Source organism: Actinomycetota bacterium, from assembly GCA_030776625.1.
Classification (GTDB): Bacteria; Actinomycetota; CADDZG01; order CADDZG01; family WHSQ01; genus MB1-2.
In genome coordinates, this window is the sequence record JALYHL010000001.1 from 767,317 (window position 1) to 790,695 (window position 23,379).

The following is a 23,379-nucleotide window of genomic DNA, read 5'->3' on the forward strand; positions in this document are numbered from 1 at the left end:
CCGGCCATCCAGAGGTCGGCGGTCATCCACCTTTTAGCTGCTCTCCGCAGTCAGCCGCCACAGTGATTAGCCACAGCGGGCCGAACTCCTTCAACCTCGATCGGAAGGCGCAACCAGCTAGGGAACAGATGTTCCGTGGATGAGGTGCCGGTTCAGGGCGTCCGGAGGGTGCAGGAGACGAGGTCGTAGCGCGGGATCGGCTTCGCGTCCATGGCCCGGCAGGTGAGCTGATGGGGTCCGTCCTCTCGCACCCGGACCTCCACCTCGGCGTGGGCACCTGTGGACAACGCGAACGTCGCGCCCACGCGTCCGTCGGACCTGGGATCCATCAACGACACGTCGTCGATGCCGACGAGCCCGGTCTCGCGTCGCAGGAAGTATTCGGCCGCCTGCAGCGGGAAGGGCAGACAGCAGCGGCCGCGATAGTGCTCCAGCGAGATGGTTCCGCGCGCGTAGTCCGACATCAAGCTCTTCACCTCGCCCGGCCCGACACGGCCGTAGTAGATGCCGTGGGGGAAGCAGACGAGGTTCGCGGCGAAACGATCGCCTCCGATGTGCGAGCACTCCCAGGCATCTGCATCGGGATCCGCGCACGCGACCCGTGAGACCTGGTTGCCGCGGATCGAACAGCAGGCGTCGTGGCGGCCGTGCGTACACACGAGGAACAACGGGTCAGTCCGCTGTGTGGCTTCGGCGATCGCTCCGCCGTCACGAAGCGGCGACAGGTCCACGTCGAGGAGATCGTCGAAGCTGTCCAACGCCAGGTCCGCGAGATACAGGTCACAGTCCTCGGTACGGAGGAAGTAACAGCGGCGCTTCTGCGACGACATCCGAACTCCGCGCCGGATGAGGACCACGCGGACGCCCGCCTCTCGCGCGCGACGTCGTAGCTCGCGCGCTCGCCGCTCGGGAAGGCCGCTCTGCAGGAGCGCGTCCGGCCCCCACGAACCGGGCTGTTCCACCAACAGCCAGCGGCGGACGAAGGACGCGGTTCCGTGCAGCGGTTCATCTCGGGCCAGCGCGGCGTCGGCGCAACGGAAAACGTCAGCCGTCAAGGACTACCTCTAGGAGGCCCTCCCGGACCAGCCGCTTCACCAGGATCACCGCTCCCTCCGCGTCGAGGAAGGACTGTAGATCGCGGACGGCGAAACGCTCTCGCCGAGCGACCTCCTCCATCGCCGCGCGTGCGACCGGCGGCATCTCGAGCTGACGGTCGGCAAGGAGCACCTTCACGTCTCCGTCTCCCGGGAACACCACGCAGACAGCGCCGCGGCGGCGAGCGACCACGGTGGTCGGTCCGATGGCATCTAGCTCGTCCAGCTGGTGCAGCTGCCCGCGCACTATGCCTTGCGACGTCGCCATCACGCGCCGAGCGACGCGTTCCGTCAGCTCGTCAACGTCGAGCTTGTCCAACCAGGCGCGCATCTCGTCCACCTGCTTCTCGAGCGTCTCGCGCAGCGAAGGCACATCTTGGGCACTTCCGTGCCGCAACCGTTCCTTGAATATGGGCTCCTGCTCGGCGAGCTTCACGATCTCTCGCACCACGTCGATGCCGTCGTGCGTCAGGATCCCGACCGTGAGGTGCGATGACGAAGACCTCGCTGTGGTGGCTGCATGCGGGAACCCCGTGGGGATGTAGAGACAGGCGCCGCGTTCGATGTCTTGGTCGATCAGCACGATGTCTTCGTCATCCCGGTCGTAGACGATCCAGTGTTTAGAGCCCGACACCTGCAGCACGAAGACGTCGTGGTCGTCGCGGTGGACGTCGAAGCCTCGCGAGCCGCGCGGGGTGATGTACGCGTTGACCTGGAGACGGTGCCCGAGTGCCAGCTCGAGGTCGCGGCAGAAATCGGTCAGCGGCTCCCAGTATCGGTGCAGCGACTCGAGGACGATCGTCCCACCCTCCGCGTAGCGCTGATAGACGAGCGCCGCGTTAACGACGTCCTCGCTGCCTTGCCCGCGCGCGCTCGTGGTGTAAGCGGCCGGCGGCAGTGTCTTTCCGTCCTTGACCATCCGGAGATTCGAGGCTCGCAGCCCGAGCGAAGACACCATCCGGTCCAGGTCGTCCGCGGACGAGAGGTCGTCGAAAGAGGCGTCGCCGTCCGGCTCCCGCAGCAGCGGGGCCAGGCCCCAGTGCTTATCGAAGAACGCGTCGACATCGCCGACGCAGCGCTCCAGCGCCGGCACGTCCACGGATCGAGTCGAGGTGCTAGCTGTCCTGCGAGTCGGAGTCGGAGCCTCCGGAGTCACCGTCGGTGCCGTCGGTATCCGTCCCGTCCGGGTCCGTGCTGTCCGGATCGGTGTGCGAAGCCGAGGTCGTGCCGGCGCCTCGCATCCAGGTCGTCGTGATGTCCTCGTCTCTCAGGACCCGGTCGTCGCCCATCGAAGCACCTCCCGCTCGTCTGACGGTCGCGCGCAGCCTAGTACAGCTAGGAGACCAGGCGCCTCCGCATCAGGCGGGTCGCGACCGCCCCCGCGACGAGCAGCAGCGCAAGGAGGTAGGCGACGTGCCACAGCGTGACGACGCCGACCTCACCCGTCGTCAGAGCGCGCAGTAACGAAGCCGAGTGATACAGCGGCGTCGCTTGAACGATCGGCCGCAGGTAGGCGGGATACAGAGACACCGGAAAGAAGGTCCCGGAGAACAGAAATAGAGGAAAGACAACGAGCGTCATGACCTTCTCGATCGAGGAGATCTCCTTCGTCATGCCAGTCAGCACCATCGCGCCCGCCGATAACGCGCCGCCGGACAACATCACTGCCGGCAGCGCCAGCAGCGCCCACGGAGAATGGATCAGGCCCAGCGCCGCCATCACAGCGAGGAACCCGGCTCCATAGATCGTCCCCCTGATGAGCGCCCACAGGATCTCTCCCAGCGCTATGTCGGCGATAGAGATCGGCGTCGTGATGATCCCGTCATAGGTCTTCATCCAGTTCAACTTGAAGAACGGCCCGAAGAAGCCGTCAAAGATCGCTCCGTTGAGCGTCGACGCGGCGAGCATCCCGGGCGCGAGGAACGAGGCATAGTCGAGGTGCCCTCCCGCGTAAGGAACCGACTCGACGTAGCGACCGACCCCGAACCCGACCGCCACGAGATAGAACAACGGCTCGAAGAACCCGCTGACGAGCGCGATCCAGTAGCGCTTGTAGGCCAAGACGTTGCGCTGGACCAGTTTGAGTGCCCGGTGTAGCGACGGCAGTGGCGAGACATGAGCCTCGACCGACATCAGGGCAGCAGCCTTCTCTCGAGGTTGCGGATCCCGATCGCGACGCCGAGCCCGAGCATCACCAGCAGGTACGAGAGGTGCCAGAGCGCAGAGACCTCCAGGTCATAGAGCGCGAGCTGCCTCACGAGCTCCACCCCGTGGAAGAGCGGCGTCAGGTGGGCGAGGGCCTGGCCCCACGACGGGAGCTGGTCGATCGGGAAGAACGTCCCGGACAACAGGAACAGAGGCGTGACTATGAACCTGAACATCCACGTGTAGGCGTCGTCCGTCTGCTGCGTAGCGGTGAATGCGAAGGTCGGCGCCGCACAGGCAAGACCGAGCAGGATGACGACGGGCAGCGCCAACACGGCTCCCGCTCCGACGAGACCGAATACCGCCATGACGGCGAGGAAAGGGAGCGCGAGCTGCGTCAAGACGACGCCGATCCACGAGAGCTCGCCCAGGAAGATGTCTCGCGGTGACAGAGGTGATGCGACCATGGCCTCGTAGTTCCTCTGCCAGGTGATCTTGCTCATGATCGGATACGTCGCGCTGAAGAACCCCGTCTGCATGCAGCTCGCCGCGAAGATCCCGGTTGCGAAGAAGGCTGTGTAATCAACGCCTCCGAACGCCTGTCTCTCTTGCACCAAGGACCCGAGCCCGAGGCCCATCGCAGACAGGAACATCACGGGCGTGAGCACCGATAGCAACAGCGAGCTGCGCCGCGACCGCCAGTACACGAGCCAGTTGCGACGAACGATCTTGAGCGCGTTCACTCGATCAAGGACCTCCCGGTGATCGTCAGGAAGACGTCTTCGAGCGTTGCCCGTCGTACCAAAGCACTGTCTGTCTCGATCCCGCGCTCGTGGATGGCGGTGAGCGCTGCATCACCCGCGGCCGTGTAGAGCAGGACCCGGTCGGGCAGCCACTCCGCCCGCTCCGCGAGACCATCCAGGGAAGCGGCGAGCCGCTTGCGCGCCTCATCGCTCAGCCGCAGCTCCAGCACCTCCCGCGTGCTGTAGCGCGCGATCAGCTCACGCGGTGATCCCCCCGCGACGATCTTCGCCTTGTCCATCACGACGAGCCGGTCGCACAGCTGCTCAGCCTCGTCCATGTAGTGCGTCGTGATGACCAGCGTGACTCCACTCTGCTTCAGCCTGTAGAGCCGGTCCCACACGAGGTGTCGCGCCTGCGGGTCGAGCCCGGTGGTCGGCTCGTCGAGCAGGATCAGGTCGGGCCGGTTGATCAGAGCTCTGGCGATCGTGAGGCGGCGCTTCATCCCACCCGACAGCGGGTCGACCCTGCTGGTCGCCTTGTCGGTCAGCTGCACGAACTCGATCAGCTCGTCGATCCGTTCCGCAGCAGTAGGGCGCGGCACGTCGAAGAAGCTCGCGTACATCTCCAGGTTCTCTCGCACCGTGAGCTCGATATCGAGGTTGTCCGCCTGGGGCACGACTCCGAGGCGCGCCTTTATCTGGGCCGCGTGGGTTGCGGGGTCCATCCCCATCACCTCGAGGGTTCCGGAGGTGCGCGGCGAGGTGCAGCCGATCATGCGCATGGTCGAGGTCTTGCCGGCGCCGTTCGGGCCGAGGAAGCCGAAAACCTCTCCCCTGCGGACCTCGAAATCGACACCGTCTACGGCCACGAGCTGCCCGAACGTCTTGCGCAGGGCGCCAGCGACGATCAAGGGGCCGGACGTGGGCGGGTTCATCCAGCGAACCCTAATCAGCCCGCCCCCCACAAGAACACGAGGGTTTTGAGCGCGCGTGTGGTCGCTATACGACCATTCAAACGCTCAAAACGGGGTGGGGTGGTCGGGGGCGTGCTGGGCGCGCCTTATCTTGGGGCATCATGGCCAGCACCCGAACCTCGATCGGGCGGCTGATCCCACCACGCAGCTCGCTTGGCGAAGGCAAGCGCTGGCGTTGGGTCGCCGTCGGCGTCGCGACCGCTGCCCTCGCCGCGCTCCCCGCAACGATCTCGGCCCTCCCGACCTCCGCGCCCGAGATACCCGCGGACGCCCTGCTGCAACGGATAGTCGCGTCCGAGGCGGTCCCCTTCCGTGGCTACGCCGAGAGCACCGGCGCGCTGGCCCTGCCGGACGTGCCACAGGTGGGACGCCTCGGAGACCTGTTCGCGCAGACGACGCGGCTTCGGGTGTGGGTGACGTCGCCGACGCGATGGCGGGTGGACGAGCTCCTCTCCGCCGCCGAGCGCGGCACCTACATGGATGCGACCGGCCTGTGGCTGTGGGATTCCGCTCGCCGTACGGCAACCCGGATAGACGGACACCCGAGCGTGCGGCTTCCGCGCGCTGCGGACCTTCTTCCGCCCGCACTTGGGCGTCTGGTGGCACAAGCCGCGAGTGAGACCGAGGTGACAGCGTTGACAGCGCGGCGCATCGCAGGTGTCGCCGCCGCCGGGCTGCGCATCGTGCCGACCTCCTCCACGACGACCGTCGGCCGAGTCGATCTGTGGGCGGATGTCTCGTCGGGGCTACCGCTACGCGTCGAGATCTACCCGCGCGGCTCGCAGGATCCGGTGCTGTCGTCGAGCTTCCTCGACGTCACTCTTGCTCCGCCGCAACGTCCGATCACTCGCTTCCGCCTACCTCGCGGAGCGATGCTGAACTACCGGTCGGTGACGGACTTCGCACACGAGGTGAATGAAGCATCTCCCTACGTGCTGCCGGAGGAGCTCGGCGGCATGACACGCGCGACCAGCGTGACGCGTGCTGCGGGCACATACGGCGAAGGGTTCGATCGGGTGAGCGTGCTGGCACTTCCCAGTCACCTGTCACCCGAACGCGCCGACGCGCTCGACTCGGCTCCCGTGGTCTCGCGGTCCTGGGGTTCAGCGCGCGTCCTGGAGACCCCGCTGGTGAACACGCTGTTCTTCACCTACGGCCACGCCGCGTTCATCGTCTCGGGCCCGGTCACGACCGACGTCCTAGAGGAAGTCGCGGCCGATCTCACCGCGCTGGCGACAGAGGCGGCGCTGTGAGCGCGGTCGTGCGAACCGATGGGCTCACCAAACGGTTCGGCGCGCTCGCGGCCGTCGATGAGGTCAGCCTCGAGGTGCATCGAGGCGACCTCTTCGGTTTCCTCGGCCCCAACGGGTCGGGAAAGACGACGACACTGAGGATGATCCTCGGGTTGATGTTCCCGACCGGGGGCAGCATCGAGGTGCTGGGGCGCCCGGTGCCGAGGAAGGTGCGCGAGGTGCTGCCGCGGATCGGCGCGCTGGTGGAAGGCCCCGGGTTCTACCCGCACCTATCCGCCCGCAGCAACCTCGCGCTGTTCGATGCGGCCGGTCCGGGTGGAGCCAAACGCACCCGCCACGCCCGTATCGACGACGCTCTGGAGCGCGTAGGTCTGGCCGGCGTCGGGCGCAAGCCGTTCAAGGCTTTCTCCACCGGGATGCAGCAGCGTCTGGGGCTCGCGAGCGCCCTGCTGCGCCCGCACGAGCTATTGATCCTGGACGAGCCGACGAACGGGCTCGACCCGCAAGGGATGCGCGACATCCGCGCTCTGTTGGTGGAACTGGTCGCGCAAGGCACGACGATCGTTCTGTCCAGCCACCTCCTGGGCGAGATCGAGAGCATCTGCACGCGCGCCGCGATCGTCCACCGGGGGCGCCTCCTGGCCCAGGACGAGATCCCGACGTTGTTGGCGCCGACCGGGCGCGTGCGTATCGTCACCGAAGACGCGGCGCAGGCGGAGAGGGTGCTCGGGCATTCGAATGGCTTCCATTCCGTCACGCGCGATCGATCGGGACTCGCGCTTCAGCTCGGCGGTGCGTCGCCCGAGGAGCTGAACCGGCGGCTCGTGACCAACGGTATCGACGTCCGCGAGCTGATCGTGGAGCGACCCACGTTGGAAGACGTGTTCCTGAAGCTCACCGCTGGAGGTCCACGTGTTCCTGGTTGAGATCCGCAAGCTGCTAACGCGGCCTCGCACCTGGGTCACGATCGCGTTGCTGACCTCACTGCCGACGATCGTGGCGGTGTTCTTGAAGGTGAGCGGCGTGGGGCCCCGGGCAGGCTCGGGTCCCCCCTTCCTCTCACAGGTGCTGAGCAACGGCGCGTTGTTCCCGGTCGCGGCTCTCGCGCTGATCCTTCCTGTCTTCCTGCCGATCGCGGTATCGGTCATCGCCGGTGACGCCGTGGCCGGCGAAGCCTCGGCGGGAACGCTTCGCTACCTGTTGATCCGCCCGGTTGGCCGCACGAGGTTGCTGTTCACGAAGCTCGCGATCACGACGGTGTTCGTGTTCCTGGCTGTCGTGATCGTGGCGGGCGTCGGCTACGTCGTCGGCGCCACGTTCTTCGGGATCAAGCCGCTTCCGACGGTGTCGGGCGCGCGGATCGCGGCGGAGGATGCGACCTGGCGAACCGCGGTGAGCGTGTGCTTCATCGCGGTCTCGATGCTCGGGGTAGCCAGCATCGCACTGTTCCTGTCGACCATCACCGATTCGGGTCTCGGCGCCGCGCTGGGTGCGATGGCGGCGCTCGTTACCTCGCAGGTGCTGGACCTGCTGGTGGCCGCGGAGAGCATCCGCCCCTACCTGCCGACCCACTACTGGCTCGCGTTCGTAGACCTGTTCAGGTATCCCGTGTTGTGGCACGACGTCATCCGTGGATTCGCGATCCAAGGCGTCTACATCGCGGTCTTCCTGGGCGCCGCGTGGGCGAACTTCGCGACGAAGGACATCAAGAGCTAGGTCCCCATCCGAGAGCACCAGGTTTTGAGCGCGCGTATGGTCGCTATACGACCATTCAAACGCTCAAAACCTGGGTTGGGAGTGGGCCGAGAGCTAGGTCCCGAGCCGGCTCAGCCTCTGACAGTCGTTCGGTTCCGGAGCAGTCAGGGTCTTTCCCCGCAGCGTCTGCACGATCAGCCCGAGCACCATCGGGTCGCGCGGCAGGTCGCCGTGGCCGGCCGTCGACGTCGGGCACACCGACTGCACCTGCACGTTCACCGCCCCCTCGAGCGTGGCCGTTTCGGGAGGAGTCACGGTCTCGTCGAACGAGGTCCACACGGTGACGAAGCTCGGCCCCGCGGGCGTCTCGTCCGGCTCGTTCAGCTCTTCGAGGAACCCCGACCCGGGCGTCATCTGCTCGCAGGCACCGGTGCACAACCCGGGGTCGGCGACCGCGGCTGCGCCCGCGATGTTCGTGCCGTGGTGCGGCGAACCCAGAGTTACCACGTGTCGGGCTCGGTGGAGCCCGTCGTGGTGCTCCAGGTACGCGCGGATCACGAGGCCGCCCATCGAGAAGCCGATGAGATCGACCGTGGACGAGCGTGTCGCTTCGACGGCCGCGGCGACGGTTCCGGCCGACTCCGTGATGTCGCCGATGCCGCCGCCGGGGAGATCGACCGACGTCACCTGCAGCCCCTCGCGCTGGAGCCGCGCCTGGATCGCCGCCATCGCCGACGAATCGCCGCCGAAGCCATGAACCAACACGACAGGGACGGGCCCAGATGCGCGCGGCGGCGGCTCGCTCTGCGTTCGGAGCAGGAGGACTACCGCGACCAGCGTGAGCGCGGTGAGTGCCGCGCTCACGATCAGCAGCCGGCGGCGTTGTGGGCTAAGAGCTGACAGCACGGCTCCATTGTGCGGGTGGCTCGGGCGTTCGGAGACCGCCCTCGGGTACCGTCCAACGCGTGAACCACGACCCGGTCCTGATCACCGGCTGCTCCACGGGCATCGGCCGGGCCACCGCGCTGCGCCTAGCCCGGAAGGGTTGGACGGTGTACGCGACGGCTCGTCGTCCGGAGACGGTCGCGGATCTACCCGGCTGCGAGGCTCTACAACTGGACGTGACGGACGAGGATTCGATGCGGTCCGCGGTCGATCACGTCGAGCAGCGTCACGGCGCCGTCGGCGCACTGGTGAACAACGCCGGGTACGGCGTCCACGGTGCATTCGAGACGACAGACCTCGACGAGGTGCGGGTTCAGTTCGAGACGAACTTCTTCGGGATGGCCCGCCTCACCCAGCTCGTCCTGCCGGGGATGAGGGCGGCACGGGCGGGCCGGATCGTGAACATCTCTTCCATGGGCGGACGTTTCACCTTCCCCGGCGGCGCCTTCTACCACGCGAGCAAACACGCGGTAGAGGCGATGAGCGACGCGCTCCGGTTCGAGGTGGCGGGCTTCGGGATCACCGTGGTCGTGATCGAGCCGGGCGTCATCAAGACACCTTTCGGCGACACCGCGATCGCAACCGTCGCCCACGCCGTCGAGGAGAACGATCCCTACTCGAGGTTCAACCAAGACCTCATGCTTCGCTTCGACAGCGCATACAACGGAACGATGAGCCGGTTCGCCGCGTCGCCTCCGGAGGCCGTTGCGAGAGTGATAGAGCGGGCGATCCGCTCGCCCCGGCCTCGCACGAGGTACCTGGTGACCGCGGGGGCTCGGGTCATGCTCGTGCTGCGCAAGGTGCTTCCAGACCGCGCCTTCGACGCGATGTTGAGCTCGCAGTTCCTGCGGCCGCGCTAGGTCGAGGAGCGAACCGCCTCCAGCGGCTCGGCGTTCGCCGCCGCGAACGCACCCGTCGCTTCAGCGATCAGTCGCTCGGCTACCGCTCTGTCCTCGCCGAATGCGACCAGCAGGTTCGTCGCCGAGTCGGTAGCGACCTGGATAGCTTCCTCGATGGTCAGACATCCGGACATCTCCAGCGAGATGACACCGTGCGACATCGCCCAGAGCTGCGTCGCGAGCCGCCACGGATCGCCCTGGAACCGACCCGCCTCCACCGCCCGTTGCACCGACCGCACCAGCCGCTCGAACGTCTCGATGCCGACCTCGGCCTCGCCCTCCTCGATGGGCTCCATGAACATGAAGCGATAGAGGTGCGAGTTCGCCAGCGCGTTTGTGAAGTAAGCGATGCCTTGAGCTACCACCTCGGCGACGACGTCATCCGAGTGAGGGAGCGCGTCCTGCAGCGCGGCCAGGCGCGCGAACCCCTCCCGGCGGAGCTCGTGTTTGAGCTCCTCCATGCCCCTGAAGTACGTGTACACGGCCATCGTCGAGGTGCCGACCTCGCGGGCGAGGCGCCGCGTCGTCAACGCGCCGGGGCCCTCCTGGATGAGCAGCCGCGCGGCTGCGTCGATCAGGGCGGTCCTTACCTGCGGGTCGGGCGGCTTCGGGCTCACGTTTGACAGTCTGTCATACCAGCGTTATGTTTCGGGTATAACGTCATTATGTAAAGGGAGGAGAGATGGCGCTCCTGCGGCGAGCCGGTTCGAGCCGGGATATATGGGCAGCTCCGCCCGGCGGCGCGGTAGCTGCGGCGGGGCGCTCGACCCTCAAGCCGGCGATCGCCTTCGTGGTGGCCGTGTCGCTGGGACTCGGCGGCTCGATCATGTACGCGTCGATGAAGACCTCCACCGCGGTCTCGGCCGAGGACGCACTCGCCGAGTTCCAGGCCAACAGCGCCTCCCGATCGGGCGACACGGACACAAGCGACAGCCCGAAGCCACAGCGGCCGAGACGAAGTCAAGACTCACCCGCAACCCGCGGCAAAATCCAAAAGCGCGCACGCGGAGCGGCAGCCGCGACGGGCGGCGGCAACGCGGCAGCGGCCCCCGCCGCCACGACCTCCGGCCCCGCGGAGCAGCCGCCAGGTGCGGACGGTGAAGCTCCCACTCGAACCCGTCCTGCGGCCGCGCCCCCGCGCCCCGACGAAGGGGTCTACGCCTGGGAGGTCGACGGCTACGAGCAAGCGCCGGGCGTGAGACGGGACCTTCCATCCCGCTCGCATCGCGTCATCACGCACGAGGGCGATACGGCCTGGACCGAGCACCACATCTTCTCCGAGGAGAAAGAGCAGTGGTTGAACCTCAACGTGCAGTCCGAGGGTGTGACCGTGACGGCCGTACGTAACCGTGTGGTGATGGGTCCCGTCACCGTCGACAAGACCGTCACCTACAACCCACCGGCGTTCGTCGCCCGCTTCCCAGCGAAGGTCGGCCGGACCTGGGAGGGATCGTGGTCCGGGAGGACCAGCGGTGAATACACGGCTCGCACGTTCGATCACACGACGCTTGTGATCGACGGGCAAGAGGTCGAGGTGTGGGCCAGCGAGATCATCATGAACATGCGCGGGGAGGTCGAGGGACAGGCGATCACGCGCTCCTGGTACGCCCCCGAGCATCGCCTGGTCGTGAAGCAGTATCAGAAGGCGGACTTGAAGACTGGCCCCGGTGCGTACCGCAGCGAGTGGACCGGTCAGGTCCTGTCGCTAGATCCCCAGACCTAAGAAGCGTTAGATCCCCGCCGCTGTTCGGCGAACCTCGCTGGGCTGGATGTCGTCGAGCGTCTCACCCCTGCGGATCCGCTCGAACGAGAACGGCGACAGATCGATCGTCGTGTAGCAGCCTTCGCTGACAAGCTCCGCTATGCCCCGTCCGATCGCCGGCGCATGCATCACGCCATGTCCGCTGAGGCCGCAAGCGAAGAGGAAACCTTCGACCTCCGCCAGCGGGCCGATGATCGCGTTCTGATCGAGCGTGTTCATCTCGTAATGCCCTGCCCACGCCCGCACGAGCTCGACCTCTTCGAAGCCCTCCACCCTCCGAGCAAGCGCGCCACGGATGATGTCTTCGAACAGGTACAGGTCGGGCGCGAGGTCGTCGGTGTCTGGATCGCGCTCGGGTGGAGGCGCGGTCACCGCCATATAGAGGTCCTCGTAGGGCCGGACGTACAGGCCGCGGCCGGCCACCGTCGGGTCGACCAGGTTCGGCATGTCGTCCAGGCCGTGTTCCGGACGGAACAGGAACGCCGTCCGCTTGCGCGCCTCTATCGGGATGGTGACACCCACCTGTCGCGCAACCGCCGCTGCCCGCGGGCCCGCGGCATCAACGACGTATGAGCACCGGATCGTTTTGCCGCTGCCGAGGCCCACGCCGGCGACGCGACCTCCGTCGACATGCACCTGCGTCACCTCTGCCTCGACATAGGACACGCCCAGCGTGATCGCGCCCTCCCGCACCGCCGCGAGGGCCCGAACTGGGTCGAACCAACCCTCGCCCGCGGTCCCGAAGGTCGCCCCGCCGAGATCGTCGCCCTTCACCCACGGGAACCGACGACGCAGCTCGTCCCGGTCCAACAGCTCGACCTGGGCGCCGTTGCCGACCTGACGGTCATAGGCAGCCTGCAGCCGCGCCCGGCCATCTTGCGTCGCGAGGATGAGGTAGCCGCGCTCGACGAAGTCGATATGGGGCTCCGCGGCACCGGGCAGGTAGTCGGCTAGCTGCGTATAGAAGGCGTACCCGAACTGCGACATCGCGACGTTCACGCCCAAGTTGAACTGCTGGCGGATAGCGGACGCGGAGCGAGCCGTGGAGGAACGCTCGAAGCCGAGGTCCTTCTCTACGACTGTAACGCTCGCGCCGACGCGGGCCAGGAAGAGCGCGGTGCAGGTTCCGATGATCCCGCCACCGACCACGACGACGTCGGCGCGATCGGGAGCTATGGCTTCTGTTCGAGTGTCGCCGTCAGTCGCCGTCGCCGTCCTTGCCCTTGCCGTTGCCGTTGCTGGACGGATGGTCCGAATCGCCGCCGTCGGAGTCGCCGCCGGAGTCGTCTTCCTTGCCCTTGCCTTCTTCGTCCTTTACGGGCTCGGGCGGAGGTGGTGGGGGTGGCGGGTTGATCTGGATGTCCGGGAGGTCCAACGGAACCGTGAAGTACGCGATCTCGAGGTCCTCGAGCGCGGCCCCCATGAACGCGGCCCAGATCTCCGCGGGGAACGTTCCTCCGGTCACGTCGATCCCATGCACGGGCCGACACTTCTCCGGGATCTCGCAGTACTGCATGAGCGGCGAGAGGTCGTCCTTCGTGCCCGGCTTCTTGTCACGACCCGGCTCGATCGGGTAGCCCATCCACACCACGGTCGCCAGCTGCGGCGTGTAGCCCGCGAACCAAGCGTCTCGGTTGTCCTGCGTCGTCCCGGTCTTGCCCGCGACGGGTCGGCCTATCTGGGCCGCGGTCCCCGTCCCGAACTCGATCACACCCTCCAACGACTGGGTCAACACGTCGACCGTGTTCGGGTCGATCACCTGCTCCGGCGTGGTGTCGACGGTGTTCTTGCACCGCATCTTGTCGGGGGCCGAGTACCCGATCAGACATCTCCCCCCACGGCTCTCCACCCACCGGATCGGGTTTATCTGAGGCAGCGCGCCCCGACCCGCTAGCGTGGCGTACGCCCGCGCCATCTCCAAAACCGACACGTCCAACGTTCCCAGCGACAGCGAGCAGTGCGGTTCGACCTCGCCGTTGGGACCGGAGCCGGAGAAGCCGAGGCGCGTCACCAGCTCGGCCACGTCCACGGCGCCGACCTCGGTGATCAGGTCCGCGTAGACGGTGTTGACAGAGCTCGCCGTCGCCTGGTTCAGGTCGAGCATCCCGTACGAGACGCCGCCGTAGTTCTCCGGCTGCCAGATGCCGTCGGGGCCGGCGCACGTCGGATCCTCGATGGTCTTCGGGCTCTCACCCGAGAAGCGCGAGTACGGCGAGATGTTCTCCTCGTATGCGCGCAGCAACGTGAACGGCTTGAACGCGGAGCCCGCCTGCCGTCTTCCATCGGTCGCGAAGTTGAACCCGCGCGCCTTCTTCACGTCGCTGAAGTCGCGGCCCCCGACCATCGCGCGCACATCCCCGGTCGGCGTAAGCGACACGAGAGACGCCTGCGGGTCACCACGTTCGGTGAGCCGCGCCTGGATGGCGGCCTCGGCGTCCCGCTGCATCTCCATGTCGATCGTCGTGTAGATCTTGAGCCCGCATCTGAAGAGGCAGTCGCCGAAGCGCGGGTAGAGGTAGTCCTTGCGCAACCACTCCAGGAAATACGCAGCGCCCTGCTGGTGCGCGCGCAACGGCGAGGATGTCTTGAACCTGAGCTTCTTCTTCGACGCCTGCGCCTCTTGCTCGGGCGTGATGTAGCCCTCCTCGCGCATAGCGCCCAGCACGTAACTCCGTCGCTCCATCCCGGTCTCGGTCTGCTGATAGGCGGCGGGCGCCGGGATCAGCCCGGCGAGGTATGCCGCCTCATGCAGCTTCAGGTCCTTCGCGTCCTTGGCGAAGTAGACGCCTGCTGCGGCCTCGATGCCGTAGGCGCCGCGGCCGAAGTACACGGTGTTCAGGTAGAAGTCGAGGATCTCTTCCTTGGCGTAGCTACGCTCGAGCTTGATCGAGAGGATCGCTTCTTTGACCTTGCGCTCGATCGTGCGCGAGGGATCTTCCAACACTGCGTTCTTGATGTATTGCTGCGTGATCGTGGAGCCGCCCTGTTGGACGCTGCCACTCGTGACGTTCGCCCACGCGGCGCGAACCATGCCCGCCGGAGACACGCCCTCGTGGTCGAAGAAGTCGCGGTCCTCGGCCGCGACCACCGCCTTCCACACGTGATCGGGCAGCTCCTTCGTATCGACGATGAAACGGGTGACCTCGTCCCGGTAGGTCGCGATCAGCTTGCCGTGACGGTCGTAGACCTCGGATGTCGAAGGGAGCTTGACCTCCTCGGGCAAGGGAACCTTGGCGAGGCTGTACTCGACGATGAAGTCCGCCGCAACGAGAGATATGGCCACTGCCGCGGCGACATTCAGCCACCACACGGGCCCCCAGCGCCGGGGCGCGCGCAGCCGCCCCGCCGGGCGAGACGCGCGACGGATCGGTATCTTCTGTGCGTGCTTGGGAGGGTTAGCCACTACGACCTCGGAGCCTCGGGATCCTGCTCAACGTAATGGATACCGCACCGGGAAGGCGTCTTATGAGAACGTGTTCCAAATGATGGAAGACATATGAACCTCGAAACGCTGCTCACTATCGCGGTCGCCGCGGCGATCTTCCTCGCGTTGGTTGCCCTGCGGCTGTTGCTCGGAGGCTTGTTCCGCCTTGTCCTCAAGCTGATGGGTCGCGCCCCGGCCCTGCGGACCCCCGCGGCCGTGAGGCGCCCCGTCGCGCGACCTCGATCGCACGCGATGCCGCACCGGGACTCGCTGGCGCGGGCCCGGGTCGCAGCTCAGCGGTGGGGCGCTCGGACCCTGAAGACGATCGGGGGCGGCATCGCGGCGGTGGGTCTAGCGGTCGCTAGAGCAGGTTGCACGGTGGCCGAAGCAGGCGCCGCTTACGAAGCCAAGCTCAGGGCGCGCTTGCCCGATCGACCGGCGGCGCCACCCACGGCCCCCGAGACGCCGTCTTCGGTCCCCCCGCAGCACATCGACCTGCGCGACGAAGATCCACTGGGTATGGAGCCGCCTCGGGCGGTTCGCTCCTCGCGCTGATTTAGCCGCTGCGCTTGCTGGCGGTGTTCTTCTTCCGCGCCGTCGTCTTGGCCTGCTTGCCTCCGGTGTTCTGCTTGCGCGCCTTCGTCGGAGCGGGCGCCGCGTCGCGGCTCTTGACCGCGGTCTTCTGACCGCTGGAGGACCCCGCCGTCTTCTTGCGGGCCGTCGTCTTCTTCGCGGTCGTCTTGTTCGATGGCGGCTTGCGCTCGGTGACCGCGGAATCAGCAACACCCGACTTCCGCTTCCGTTGCCCGGCGACGCTGTTCTTGGCAGCGGCTGCCTGCTTGCGCGTCGGAGGCGTCTCGCCCGGATCTCCTCGGGGCTCGCGTGCCCCCCGCCGTCGGTCGTCTTAGGGCCAGCGGTCTTACGCATCACCCGCTTCTGCTGACCCGTCGTCTTCTTGCCCGAAGCAGCTTTACGTCGCGCCGGCATCGAAACCCCTTTCGTAGAGAAACCGTTCTCGTAGCTATGCCCCACGCTTCTTAGCTGAATCGAACAGCAGGGAAGAACGGATGGCCGCGAGACGTTGGACATCTGGTGGCGTCGATCTCTTCTGTTCATCTTCGTTTCGCTTCCGGTGCTGGGAGCGGTGGGGTTCACTTTGCTGCGGGCTGAGCCGTTCGCGCCGCGGCCCCAGTTCGAAGACACACCCGCTCCTTCAGCGACCGCGAAGGCGATCCCGTTCCCGAACTCAATGGCCGCCATCGGCGACTCGATCACACAAGCGGTGAACGCCAGCCCCGACGCGTTCGGCGGCGCCCCCGCCCTCTCGTGGGCGACCGGCAAGAGCCGCGACGACGTCTCCAGCCACTACGAGCGCCTGCTGGCGCGTCACCCTCGGATCGAGGGCCGCAGCTACAACCTGTCGATATCCGGCGCCCGGATGTCCAGCGCCCCCGCACAGGCGCGGCGGGCCGTCGCGCGCCGGGTGGAGTACGTCACGATCCTGCTTGGAGCCAATGACCTCTGCGCCTGGAGCCGGCACGGGATCACATCCGAGGCCTCGTTCGTGCGCAGCTTCCGCCGCTCGCTGGAGATCCTGACGGAGGGTCTGCCTGAAGCGCGGATCTTCGTCGCGAGCATCCCGAACGTGGCGCGGCTGTGGGACCTCTTCCACGACGACCCGCTCGTAGTAGCGGCGTGGGACTACATGGGCACCTGTCGGGCGATGTTGTCCTCGAAGGCCTCCGAGCGCGACCGTGCCTTCGTCGCCGATCGGAACCTCGCCTTCAACGAGGCGCTGAGCAAGGTGTGCGCTGGCTTCGACCGGTGCCGTTTCGACGACTACGCGGTCTACGACCATCCCTACACCCGCGACTACGTCAGCATCGACTTCTTCCACCCGTCGCTGGTGGGCCAGCGCCAGCTGGCCGAGGTCACCTGGCGCGCCGGCTACTGGAGCAACACCTAGCCGCTACGGGCTGTAGGGAGTGGGGCCTCCGTCGCCCCTCTTCTGGTTGCGCAAGAACCGTTCGACCTCTGCGGCGATGTTCTCCGCGGCGGGGATCGGCTCGTCCCCCACCAACGTTTCCAGCCGTTCGATGTACGAGCTGGCTTCGGGATTGCCCTCCAGGATCTGCTCCAGCGCCTGACGTTGGGCCTTGTCCTCGTCCTCGAGCGCGCCCGCCCCGATCGTCACGGATAGGTGCGTCTCGACGCGTCGGACGAGGGCGATCGAGCCGGCCGCGTAGGGAGATGCGTAGTGCGGGACCTGCGCCCAGAACCCGGCGGCCGGGATCCCGTTCTCCGAGAGCGTCCACTCAACGAGGCTCACGGCGGCGGCCGGAACGCGCAGCAGTCCCTCGTTCGGCGCTGCACCTCGAAGCAGCTCCTCACTCGAGGCCGTCATCATCACGGGCGTCGGCGCCGTGTGCGGGAGCGCGGCCGGGATGGATCCGAGGCTCACGTGCTCGACGATGCCGATACGCAACGCGAGCTCCAACACGTCCGCCGCAAACTGGTTCCACCGGTAGTCGGGCTCGGGGCCCGTGAGCACGAAGAGATCTCGCTCGCGCACCGTCCGGCGCGTCAACGCCATCCGTGGCCACTCGAACCGAGAGGGCTTGCCGTCCACGATATCGAGGACGGGGCGGTGGCTGCGGTAGTCGTAGATCGCGTCAGAGTCGAAGGTCGCCACCAGCTGTCCGCCTTCGGCGATGTGTCGCGCCGCGCCGGAACCGGCACCGCCCGCGTCCACCCAGTCTTCGAAGGAGACGATCAACGCGGGCGCCACGACGTCGTCGATCTCGGCATGGAGCTCGTATCCCGCCATCACCGCACTCTAGTCACAGCGACTTGCTGCCGTAACGGCCCAACTAGCTCAGCCAGAGGGCAGCGGGGCTGCCGCCTCGGCCCGGTCGATGTCGCGTTCGATCACGCTGAGGCCCCCCTCCCAGAAAGCCGGATCGCTGAGGTCACAGCCGACGATGCGCGCGAGCTCCTCCGGTGACCGAGAGCCGCCGGCCGAGAGCATCTCGAGGTACCTCGGGACGAAGCTGTCACCCTGTTCCTCGTAGACGCGATAGACCGACACCGCCAGCAGGAACCCAAAGGCGTACGCGTAGACGTACCCGGGAACGTGGATGAAGTGGGGGACGTAGGACCACCACGAGCGATAGTCATCTTCCAGCTCGACCGCGTCGCCGAGCATCTCGCTTTGGGTCTCGATCCAGAGATCGCCGAGCCGCTCCACGGAGAGCTCCCCCTCGTTGCGCCGTCCGTTATGCACGCTCGCCTCGAACCGGTTCATCGCGACCTGACGGAACACCGTCGCCAGCGAGTCCTCGACCTTCTGGGCTAGAAGCGCGAAACGCGCCGACGGCGACTCCTCTAGCGCAAGCAATCGGTTGAAGACGATGGTCTCGCCGAAAACCGACGCGGTCTCGGCCACCGTTAGTGGCGTCGTGTGATGGAAAGGGCCCTGCGAGCTGCCGAGGGCCTGATGCACGCCGTGGCCTAGCTCATGAGCCAGCGTCAACACGTCGCGACGCTTGCTCGTGTAGTTGACCAGAACGTAAGGGTGGTGCGAAGCCGCGGTCGGCGCGCAGAACGCTCCCTGGACCTTCCCGGTGCGCGTCGGGACGTCGATCCAGCGCTCGTCGAAGAACCGCCGGACGAGGTCGCCCAGCGCCGGCGAGAACGAGGAGTAGCAATCGGTCACGATCCCGCGCGCCTCATCCCACTCGACCAGCGCCTCGTCCTCGGTCATCGCAGCGGCACGGTCGTAATAGGCGAGCTTGTCGAGCCCCAGAAGCTTGGCCTTCAACGAATACCAGCGTTGTGGCAGGTCGTAGCGGCCGCGCACGGCCGTCACCAGCGCCTCGACCGCGCCATCCGACGCTTCCTGAGACAGGTTGAAACTCTGCAGCCAGTGGTCATACCCGCGCAGGCGATCGTCGGTGGCTTTGTCGTGCACCAGCATGTTGTAGATGAACGCTCTGGTGCGAAGTCCCTCCTGAAGAGCCGCGGTCATCGCGCTGCCGGCGCGCCGGCGGACCTCCCGGTCGTGTGAGCTCAGGCGGCTGAGGGCGTCGGCAACGGTGGTGACCTCTCCGTCGAGCTCGACCTCGATAGACGACGTGAGCTCACTGAAGAGACGTCCCCACGCAGCCCGCGCGGTGATCGCCTTCTCCGACAGGATCTTCTCCTCCGGCTCGCTCAAGAGGTGATCGCGGAACCGGCGCATGATCTCGAGATGATGGCGCGCTTGGTCCAACCGCTCGTCGGCGAGCAACGCCTGCGCGGCCTCGTCCGGCAGCTTCGTCCATTCCAACTCGAAGAACAGCAACATGGTCGAGATCTCCGTTGCACGCTCTTGCACCCGTTGCAGGAGCGCGCCGCGTTCCGGATCTGCGGTGTCCGTGGAGAACCACAGGTGCGCGTACGAGGCGCCCCGGCCGATGAGCTCGTGGATCTCACCGAGCTCGGTCATGAAGCCTGCAAGGTCATCGGCATCGAAAGAAGCTACGCGGCCCTTGTTGCGGGCGAGGTCCTCGGCCCGCTCACGCGCGTCGTCCAGGAGGGCAGCGACACCGTCGGCGCCTCTGTTGTCCACGAGCGTGTCGATGTCCCAGGTGAGGTCGTCCAGTTGAGTAGTCATGGCGACAAGATACGGGGCGCTCGGCCGGCCTCTTTCACCTTCGGAAGCTCACACCGTGTCGCGCGGGCGCACCACCACCGTCTCGTGTTGAGGCTCCAGCGCGACGACTGCGTCACTGTAGAGATCGGTAACGGAAGGGTCGACGAAGATCCGCACGCCCTCTTGCTCCACGACCGTCTCGCCCGGGCTTGGACCGTCGGCGAGCTCCACCTGGATCTCGGTACCGCCGCCGAGTCCCTTCGCGGCGCGCAGACGGACGCCCGCATCTGGAACCGCCGAAGTGTCGACCATCCGCAGGGAGCGCCGCAGGACCTGGGCAGCGTCCGGCGTGATCTCGATGCTCATGTGTCTCACTCCTGTCGAGGGGATCGGGAGGTCGCTACAACCCGTTTACCAGGTCGGTCACCGCGGAGCCTTCGGCAGCTGCTAGCGTCGGGCGCGTGAGTCACAAGATGAGGATGCGACTGCTCGAGCTCGCGATCGTGTGGAGTCTGTATCTCGGGCCGCGCAACGCCACGCCCCAGCCCGAGATCCGCCCGGCGTACTGATCCCAGATCCTCGACAGCCCGCTGCCTCAAGACGCCTCGAGCGGGACCGTCTCCGCCTCGGATACAAGCCACACCGTGGCCAGCCGGCTGCAGCCTAGGTGGTGTCGGGCGGGCAGTGGTTCGGGCGGGGGCGCTGACGGGGGTCGGGCTGGCCTCCGAACCCGACGACGATCTTGCACGGGTCCCACGGATCGCTCCCGCGCCCGGCCTCGATCAGGTCGACCTCGTCACCCGTCACCTTGAAGTAGGTGTAGCCGACGTTGTCGCGCTCGTTCGATTCGAGAACGCCTGTGACGGGATCGGCCCACATCCGGATCAGGTAGTGACCGTCACCGTTGGTCCCGAAGTCGATGTAGTTGCCCGGCCGATCCCACTCGTAGATGTCGGCCCATCCCGCCAGCAAACCGAAGCCGGACTTCGTCCACACCGGGTAGAAACGATCCCAGTCGCGCAGCAGCTCGTCGCGATGAGCGAAGCCTTTGAAGTGCCTGTCCCCTGCGCGCTTCAGCGTTCCCGTGGCACGATCGGTCACCGCGAACAGCTGCAGTGCGACCGCATCGTGATGGTGATAGTGCCCGTGGGTCTTGTGGTAGCGCGCCACGCCCGCAGGGCGGTCGAAGTAGGTCCCGTCTGCGCGCTGCACCCGCTGTACCAGCTTCTGATCCTGGAACGCGCTGCCCGACCTGAATAGATCGAGCGGGCCGAGCCCGGTGTTGCGGATCCCGAACGCGAAGCGGAGACAGCGCACCGCCCGGTCCTCGACGTGCTCTTCCGGATGACATGACTCGGCCCCCGCGAGGTCGACGCCAGTCGGATCGGCGCCGCTCGCGCCGTTGGTCAGCGGCGTCAGGAACGTTGCCTCGTGGGGAGGCAATACCTGCAGGTTCGGAAGGACCGGCCCATCGTCGCTACCGAGCGACGATGGCACGGCCTCGAGCTTCGCCCGCATGCGAAACGCGGAGTCCGTGACGTCTCGGGCAGCGACCTCGATCCGCCAGCGGCCGATCGCAGGATCACGAACGAGATGCTCGGCCGAGTAGAGACCCTCGCCGGAGCTGAAGGAGATGCGCCCGCCCTCCGGGTCCGCGATGTCGATGCGGTAGACATCGTCGACCTGCGGATGGTCCAGCCCGATGCGCAACCGGAAGCCGGGTTCGGTGACGTCGAGCTGGTAGCTCCACACATCCGAACCCTGCGACGCCTCGACGTACGGCCCCTGCCAGAAGACGGCTTGGCCGCGCCGGAGCGAGAACCGATCCCGTTCGGCTGCGGTTGCGGGTAGCGCCAGGGCCAAAAGGAGGAAAGGGACCAGACAGCGGCGCATATGGGAGATATACGCCGCCGTCCGGTCCGCTCCTCCCGGAGGCGGCGGCCGGTCCGGGGGACTTGCCGTGGAGCCGGTCCCGTGACCGGCTCCACGAAACACCGCCTACAGCGCCCTGATCTTGCTCTTGGGCGAGCTTGCCCGCACGCAATCTCCCGCTGCAGGTGCGACGACTCGGTAGACCTTGGTCCTCTTTACGGTCACCTTGAAGCTGGCGAGCCCGAACGCATCCGTGGTCCCAGATCCGATCGTGCGGAACCGCGCAGCGGACGGTCTCTTCGCCTTCAGCTTCAGGGTCTGTGCGATCTCGCAGGCGTCTTCCGCGGCCTCCAGCGAGCCAACCACGGTCACCTTCCGCCCCGCCGGGACGCTTGACGAGCTGGCCTCGATCCCACTGGTTCGGGAGCCATCGAAGGGGGCCTCCGTGACCGGAGGCTCCGGCACGAGCTCACACGCCGCCGGCTGCTCGCCGCCGTTTGTCTGCCCCTGAGTGCCCCACGAGAGCGTGAGCGCGACGGACGGCTCTTCCGAGCAGAACTTGTCGTCGTTCTTCTTGTCGCTCCACACCGTGAGGTCCGTGACACCAGGCTGGTCGGTCTGCAAGCGGAAGTCGAAGGTCCCGTTGTCTCTCGTCCCTGACGTCGTCTCTACGTGCTTGTTGTCAGGCTTTCCGGCAAGCGAGTGCTCCCCCTGCGGCCCGACGGCGTCGTGCACACTGATGCACTTCGTGCCTTGTTCGGGGAAGGAGTGGCCATCCTCGGGCGCCCGGAGGTGGGGCGATCCGAGCGCAGAGATGTAACTGGTGTGGAACTTCAGCTGATCCGAGGGCCCGCTCGCATGTGCGTCGAGGTTCGCCGCTGCCACCGTGCGACCGACCTGGTCGGTGACCTTGACCCGGATCCAGTCACTGCACGGGAAGGTTTCCGTGTTGGGATCCTTCGGCATCAGCAAGCTTCCGGGCTTGTCTGGGTCGATCGTTCCGGTGGCCTTGGGGGCGTAGACGTCGTAGCGCATAGCGCTGGGGTCCTGCTGGTATGGCAACACTCGGGCCACATCCGCCGAGCCGTCCTCTCGGGCGATGACGATCGCGACCGCGGTGACCGTCGTCGGATCGACCGCTTCGTTCGTCTCCTTCGTGTCCGGGTTGTCAACAGGGTAGGTGCACCGCACGCCGTCTCCGAAGTCGTTGTTCACTTCGCCGCTGTTGCAGGTCGTCCACACAGGACTCGTTCCGGGAGCAGAGGTGGTGAAGTAAGCCGTGACCACCGACGAGTCCCCCTTCGCGGAATCCAAAACGCTGTTGGTCTTGCCGTTCGAGGCGGTGTACTGACCGAGCGGCCCGCCCGAGACGGGATAGGTCAGGTCGATCGCGGTCTCACCTGAGGTCTGCGGCGAGGTGCCGTGCAGGATTTTCACCGCCATGGTGTCGGCCGCGAGCTCCTCGCTGTTGGCGTCGTAGAGCGTCGCCTTCAAGGTGTGCGGACCCTCGAGGACGCCGGTCGGGCCCTCGGCGATGTCCCACTCGTACTCGAAGGTGTCGCCGCCAACGATGGTGCCACTCCCGATGGTGATCGGTCGTGTCAGCTCGTCACCTGGCAGGAGCTCGAACTCGACCATCGAGCCTTGCGGCGCGTTCCCCGCCCAGGCGCTGAGACGGTAGGTGGTGTTAGCACCCGCGTCGCCCGCTTTATCGTCGGTGAGTGTCGGCACCTCGCCTCCGAACGACGTCGGGCTGAGGAACTGGACCGATGCCGCGGAAGCCGTTTGGCCCCACGCCACCGATAGACCACTGAGGATCATCACCGACGCACACAAGACGCTGATGACGATCCGATAGATACCGCGATGCTTGACGATCTCCATCGTCTCTTCCTTTCGAACATGGTCCCGCATGAATGAGACCGGCCGCCTGACTTGGG

At 66.6% G+C, this 23,379-nt stretch carries 22 protein-coding genes; 7 read left to right on the forward strand and 15 right to left on the reverse strand.

Annotated elements, in window-relative coordinates; all coding sequences use genetic code 11:
- Positions 1 to 152: 152 nt before the first annotated feature.
- The 6 genes from M3N53_03720 to M3N53_03745 are packed head-to-tail and all read right to left on the reverse strand — an operon-like array spanning position 153 to position 4,917.
- On the reverse strand, positions 153 to 1,055 hold the full coding sequence (locus M3N53_03720) for a sucrase ferredoxin (GenBank protein ID MDP9067446.1): 903 nt from the start codon (positions 1,053 to 1,055) through the stop codon (positions 153 to 155).
- Positions 1,045 to 2,193 (reverse strand): cupin domain-containing protein, encoded by a 1,149-nt coding sequence (locus tag M3N53_03725; GenBank protein MDP9067447.1) that lies wholly within the window; start codon positions 2,191 to 2,193, stop codon positions 1,045 to 1,047. Before M3N53_03725 ends, M3N53_03720 begins: the two co-directional genes overlap by 11 nt.
- A gap of 16 nt (positions 2,194 to 2,209) precedes the next feature.
- Positions 2,210 to 2,383: a hypothetical protein gene (locus M3N53_03730; GenBank protein MDP9067448.1), complete on the reverse strand. Its 174-nt coding sequence runs from the start codon at positions 2,381 to 2,383 to the stop codon at positions 2,210 to 2,212.
- 46 nt (positions 2,384 to 2,429) lie between these two features.
- On the reverse strand, positions 2,430 to 3,227 hold the full coding sequence (locus M3N53_03735) for an ABC transporter permease (GenBank protein MDP9067449.1): 798 nt from the start codon (positions 3,225 to 3,227) through the stop codon (positions 2,430 to 2,432).
- A complete protein-coding gene (locus M3N53_03740; protein ID MDP9067450.1) occupies positions 3,227 to 3,982 on the reverse strand; it encodes an ABC transporter permease in 756 nt (251 codons plus the stop codon). Before M3N53_03740 ends, M3N53_03735 begins: the two co-directional genes overlap by 1 nt.
- Positions 3,979 to 4,917, reverse strand: a complete 939-nt coding sequence (locus M3N53_03745; protein MDP9067451.1) for an ABC transporter ATP-binding protein — start codon at positions 4,915 to 4,917, stop codon at positions 3,979 to 3,981. The genes M3N53_03740 and M3N53_03745 overlap by 4 nt, the downstream gene beginning before the upstream one ends.
- Before the next feature lie 140 nt (positions 4,918 to 5,057).
- Here M3N53_03745 and M3N53_03750 point away from each other — a divergent pair, with 140 nt between their 5' ends.
- From M3N53_03750 to M3N53_03760, 3 genes are read left to right on the forward strand one after another with little or no spacing between them, the layout of a single operon-like run.
- Entirely contained in the window at positions 5,058 to 6,209 is a 1,152-nt protein-coding gene (locus M3N53_03750; protein MDP9067452.1) for a hypothetical protein, read from the forward strand.
- Positions 6,206 to 7,135 carry an ABC transporter ATP-binding protein gene (locus tag M3N53_03755; GenBank protein ID MDP9067453.1) on the forward strand — a complete coding sequence of 310 codons (930 nt, stop codon included), beginning with the start codon at positions 6,206 to 6,208 and terminating at the stop codon, positions 7,133 to 7,135. The genes M3N53_03750 and M3N53_03755 overlap by 4 nt, the downstream gene beginning before the upstream one ends.
- The gene (locus M3N53_03760) at positions 7,122 to 7,925 is read left to right on the forward strand and encodes an ABC transporter permease (GenBank protein ID MDP9067454.1); all 804 of its coding nucleotides are present in this window, start codon (positions 7,122 to 7,124) and stop codon (positions 7,923 to 7,925) included. The genes M3N53_03755 and M3N53_03760 overlap by 14 nt, the downstream gene beginning before the upstream one ends.
- 93 nt (positions 7,926 to 8,018) lie before the next feature.
- Here M3N53_03760 and M3N53_03765 read toward each other — a convergent pair whose 3' ends face one another.
- Positions 8,019 to 8,810 (reverse strand): alpha/beta fold hydrolase, encoded by a 792-nt coding sequence (locus M3N53_03765; protein ID MDP9067455.1) that lies wholly within the window; start codon positions 8,808 to 8,810, stop codon positions 8,019 to 8,021.
- Between the two features lie 59 nt (positions 8,811 to 8,869).
- Between M3N53_03765 and M3N53_03770 the strand changes: the two genes are divergently transcribed.
- Complete coding sequence (locus M3N53_03770) at positions 8,870 to 9,709, forward strand: oxidoreductase (protein MDP9067456.1); 840 nt, start codon at positions 8,870 to 8,872, stop codon at positions 9,707 to 9,709.
- Here M3N53_03770 and M3N53_03775 read toward each other — a convergent pair.
- Positions 9,706 to 10,365, reverse strand: coding sequence for a TetR/AcrR family transcriptional regulator (locus M3N53_03775; GenBank protein MDP9067457.1), 660 nt, complete (start codon positions 10,363 to 10,365; stop codon positions 9,706 to 9,708). The genes M3N53_03770 and M3N53_03775 overlap by 4 nt on opposite strands.
- A gap of 65 nt (positions 10,366 to 10,430) precedes the next feature.
- On the opposite strand from M3N53_03775, the gene M3N53_03780 reads away from it, so the two are divergent.
- On the forward strand, positions 10,431 to 11,471 hold the full coding sequence (locus M3N53_03780) for a hypothetical protein (GenBank protein MDP9067458.1): 1,041 nt from the start codon (positions 10,431 to 10,433) through the stop codon (positions 11,469 to 11,471).
- A gap of 6 nt (positions 11,472 to 11,477) precedes the next feature.
- Here the strand turns inward: M3N53_03780 and M3N53_03785 are convergent, their stop codons facing one another.
- Together M3N53_03785 and M3N53_03790 are read right to left on the reverse strand one after the other, a co-directional pair.
- Positions 11,478 to 12,659 (reverse strand): FAD-binding oxidoreductase, encoded by a 1,182-nt coding sequence (locus M3N53_03785; protein MDP9067459.1) that lies wholly within the window; start codon positions 12,657 to 12,659, stop codon positions 11,478 to 11,480.
- A gap of 49 nt (positions 12,660 to 12,708) precedes the next feature.
- Positions 12,709 to 14,913, reverse strand: coding sequence for a transglycosylase domain-containing protein (locus tag M3N53_03790; GenBank protein MDP9067460.1), 2,205 nt, complete (start codon positions 14,911 to 14,913; stop codon positions 12,709 to 12,711).
- 93 nt (positions 14,914 to 15,006) lie between these two features.
- On the opposite strand from M3N53_03790, the gene M3N53_03795 reads away from it, so the two are divergent.
- Both M3N53_03795 and M3N53_03800 read left to right on the forward strand, forming a co-directional pair.
- Positions 15,007 to 15,489, forward strand: coding sequence for a hypothetical protein (locus M3N53_03795; protein ID MDP9067461.1), 483 nt, complete (start codon positions 15,007 to 15,009; stop codon positions 15,487 to 15,489).
- A 526-nt stretch (positions 15,490 to 16,015) separates the two neighbouring features.
- Positions 16,016 to 16,900 carry a GDSL-type esterase/lipase family protein gene (locus tag M3N53_03800; GenBank protein MDP9067462.1) on the forward strand — a complete coding sequence of 295 codons (885 nt, stop codon included), beginning with the start codon at positions 16,016 to 16,018 and terminating at the stop codon, positions 16,898 to 16,900.
- A 3-nt stretch (positions 16,901 to 16,903) separates the two neighbouring features.
- Here M3N53_03800 and M3N53_03805 read toward each other — a convergent pair whose 3' ends face one another.
- The 5 genes from M3N53_03805 to M3N53_03825 all read right to left on the reverse strand — a co-directional run bounded on the left by M3N53_03805 (position 16,904) and on the right by M3N53_03825 (position 23,323).
- Complete coding sequence (locus M3N53_03805) at positions 16,904 to 17,761, reverse strand: PAC2 family protein (protein MDP9067463.1); 858 nt, start codon at positions 17,759 to 17,761, stop codon at positions 16,904 to 16,906.
- 48 nt (positions 17,762 to 17,809) lie between these two features.
- Positions 17,810 to 19,588, reverse strand: a complete 1,779-nt coding sequence (locus tag M3N53_03810; protein ID MDP9067464.1) for a M3 family oligoendopeptidase — start codon at positions 19,586 to 19,588, stop codon at positions 17,810 to 17,812.
- A 48-nt stretch (positions 19,589 to 19,636) separates the two neighbouring features.
- Positions 19,637 to 19,933 carry a hypothetical protein gene (locus tag M3N53_03815; protein MDP9067465.1) on the reverse strand — a complete coding sequence of 99 codons (297 nt, stop codon included), beginning with the start codon at positions 19,931 to 19,933 and terminating at the stop codon, positions 19,637 to 19,639.
- Between the two features lie 297 nt (positions 19,934 to 20,230).
- Complete coding sequence (locus M3N53_03820; GenBank protein ID MDP9067466.1) at positions 20,231 to 21,460, reverse strand: lysyl oxidase family protein; 1,230 nt, start codon at positions 21,458 to 21,460, stop codon at positions 20,231 to 20,233.
- A 105-nt stretch (positions 21,461 to 21,565) separates the two neighbouring features.
- Positions 21,566 to 23,323 carry a hypothetical protein gene (locus tag M3N53_03825; GenBank protein MDP9067467.1) on the reverse strand — a complete coding sequence of 586 codons (1,758 nt, stop codon included), beginning with the start codon at positions 23,321 to 23,323 and terminating at the stop codon, positions 21,566 to 21,568.
- Between the last annotated feature and the right edge of the window lie 56 nt (positions 23,324 to 23,379).

Bases quoted from the DNA above. Each gene is read 5' to 3' on its own strand.
- M3N53_03730 (MDP9067448.1), bottom strand. From the start codon at position 2,383: ATGGGCGACGACCGGGTCCTGAGAGACGAGGACATCACGACGACCTGG.
- M3N53_03735 (MDP9067449.1), bottom strand. From the start codon at position 3,227: ATGTCGGTCGAGGCTCATGTCTCGCCACTGCCGTCGCTACACCGGGCA.
- M3N53_03745 (MDP9067451.1), bottom strand. From the start codon at position 4,917: ATGAACCCGCCCACGTCCGGCCCCTTGATCGTCGCTGGCGCCCTGCGC.
- M3N53_03750 (MDP9067452.1), top strand. From the start codon at position 5,058: ATGGCCAGCACCCGAACCTCGATCGGGCGGCTGATCCCACCACGCAGC.
- M3N53_03780 (MDP9067458.1), top strand. From the start codon at position 10,431: ATGGCGCTCCTGCGGCGAGCCGGTTCGAGCCGGGATATATGGGCAGCT.
- M3N53_03795 (MDP9067461.1), top strand. From the start codon at position 15,007: ATGAACCTCGAAACGCTGCTCACTATCGCGGTCGCCGCGGCGATCTTC.
- M3N53_03805 (MDP9067463.1), bottom strand. From the start codon at position 17,761: ATGGCGGGATACGAGCTCCATGCCGAGATCGACGACGTCGTGGCGCCC.
- M3N53_03810 (MDP9067464.1), bottom strand. From the start codon at position 19,588: ATGACTACTCAACTGGACGACCTCACCTGGGACATCGACACGCTCGTG.
- M3N53_03815 (MDP9067465.1), bottom strand. From the start codon at position 19,933: ATGAGCATCGAGATCACGCCGGACGCTGCCCAGGTCCTGCGGCGCTCC.
- M3N53_03820 (MDP9067466.1), bottom strand. From the start codon at position 21,460: ATGCGCCGCTGTCTGGTCCCTTTCCTCCTTTTGGCCCTGGCGCTACCC.
- M3N53_03825 (MDP9067467.1), bottom strand. From the start codon at position 23,323: ATGGAGATCGTCAAGCATCGCGGTATCTATCGGATCGTCATCAGCGTC.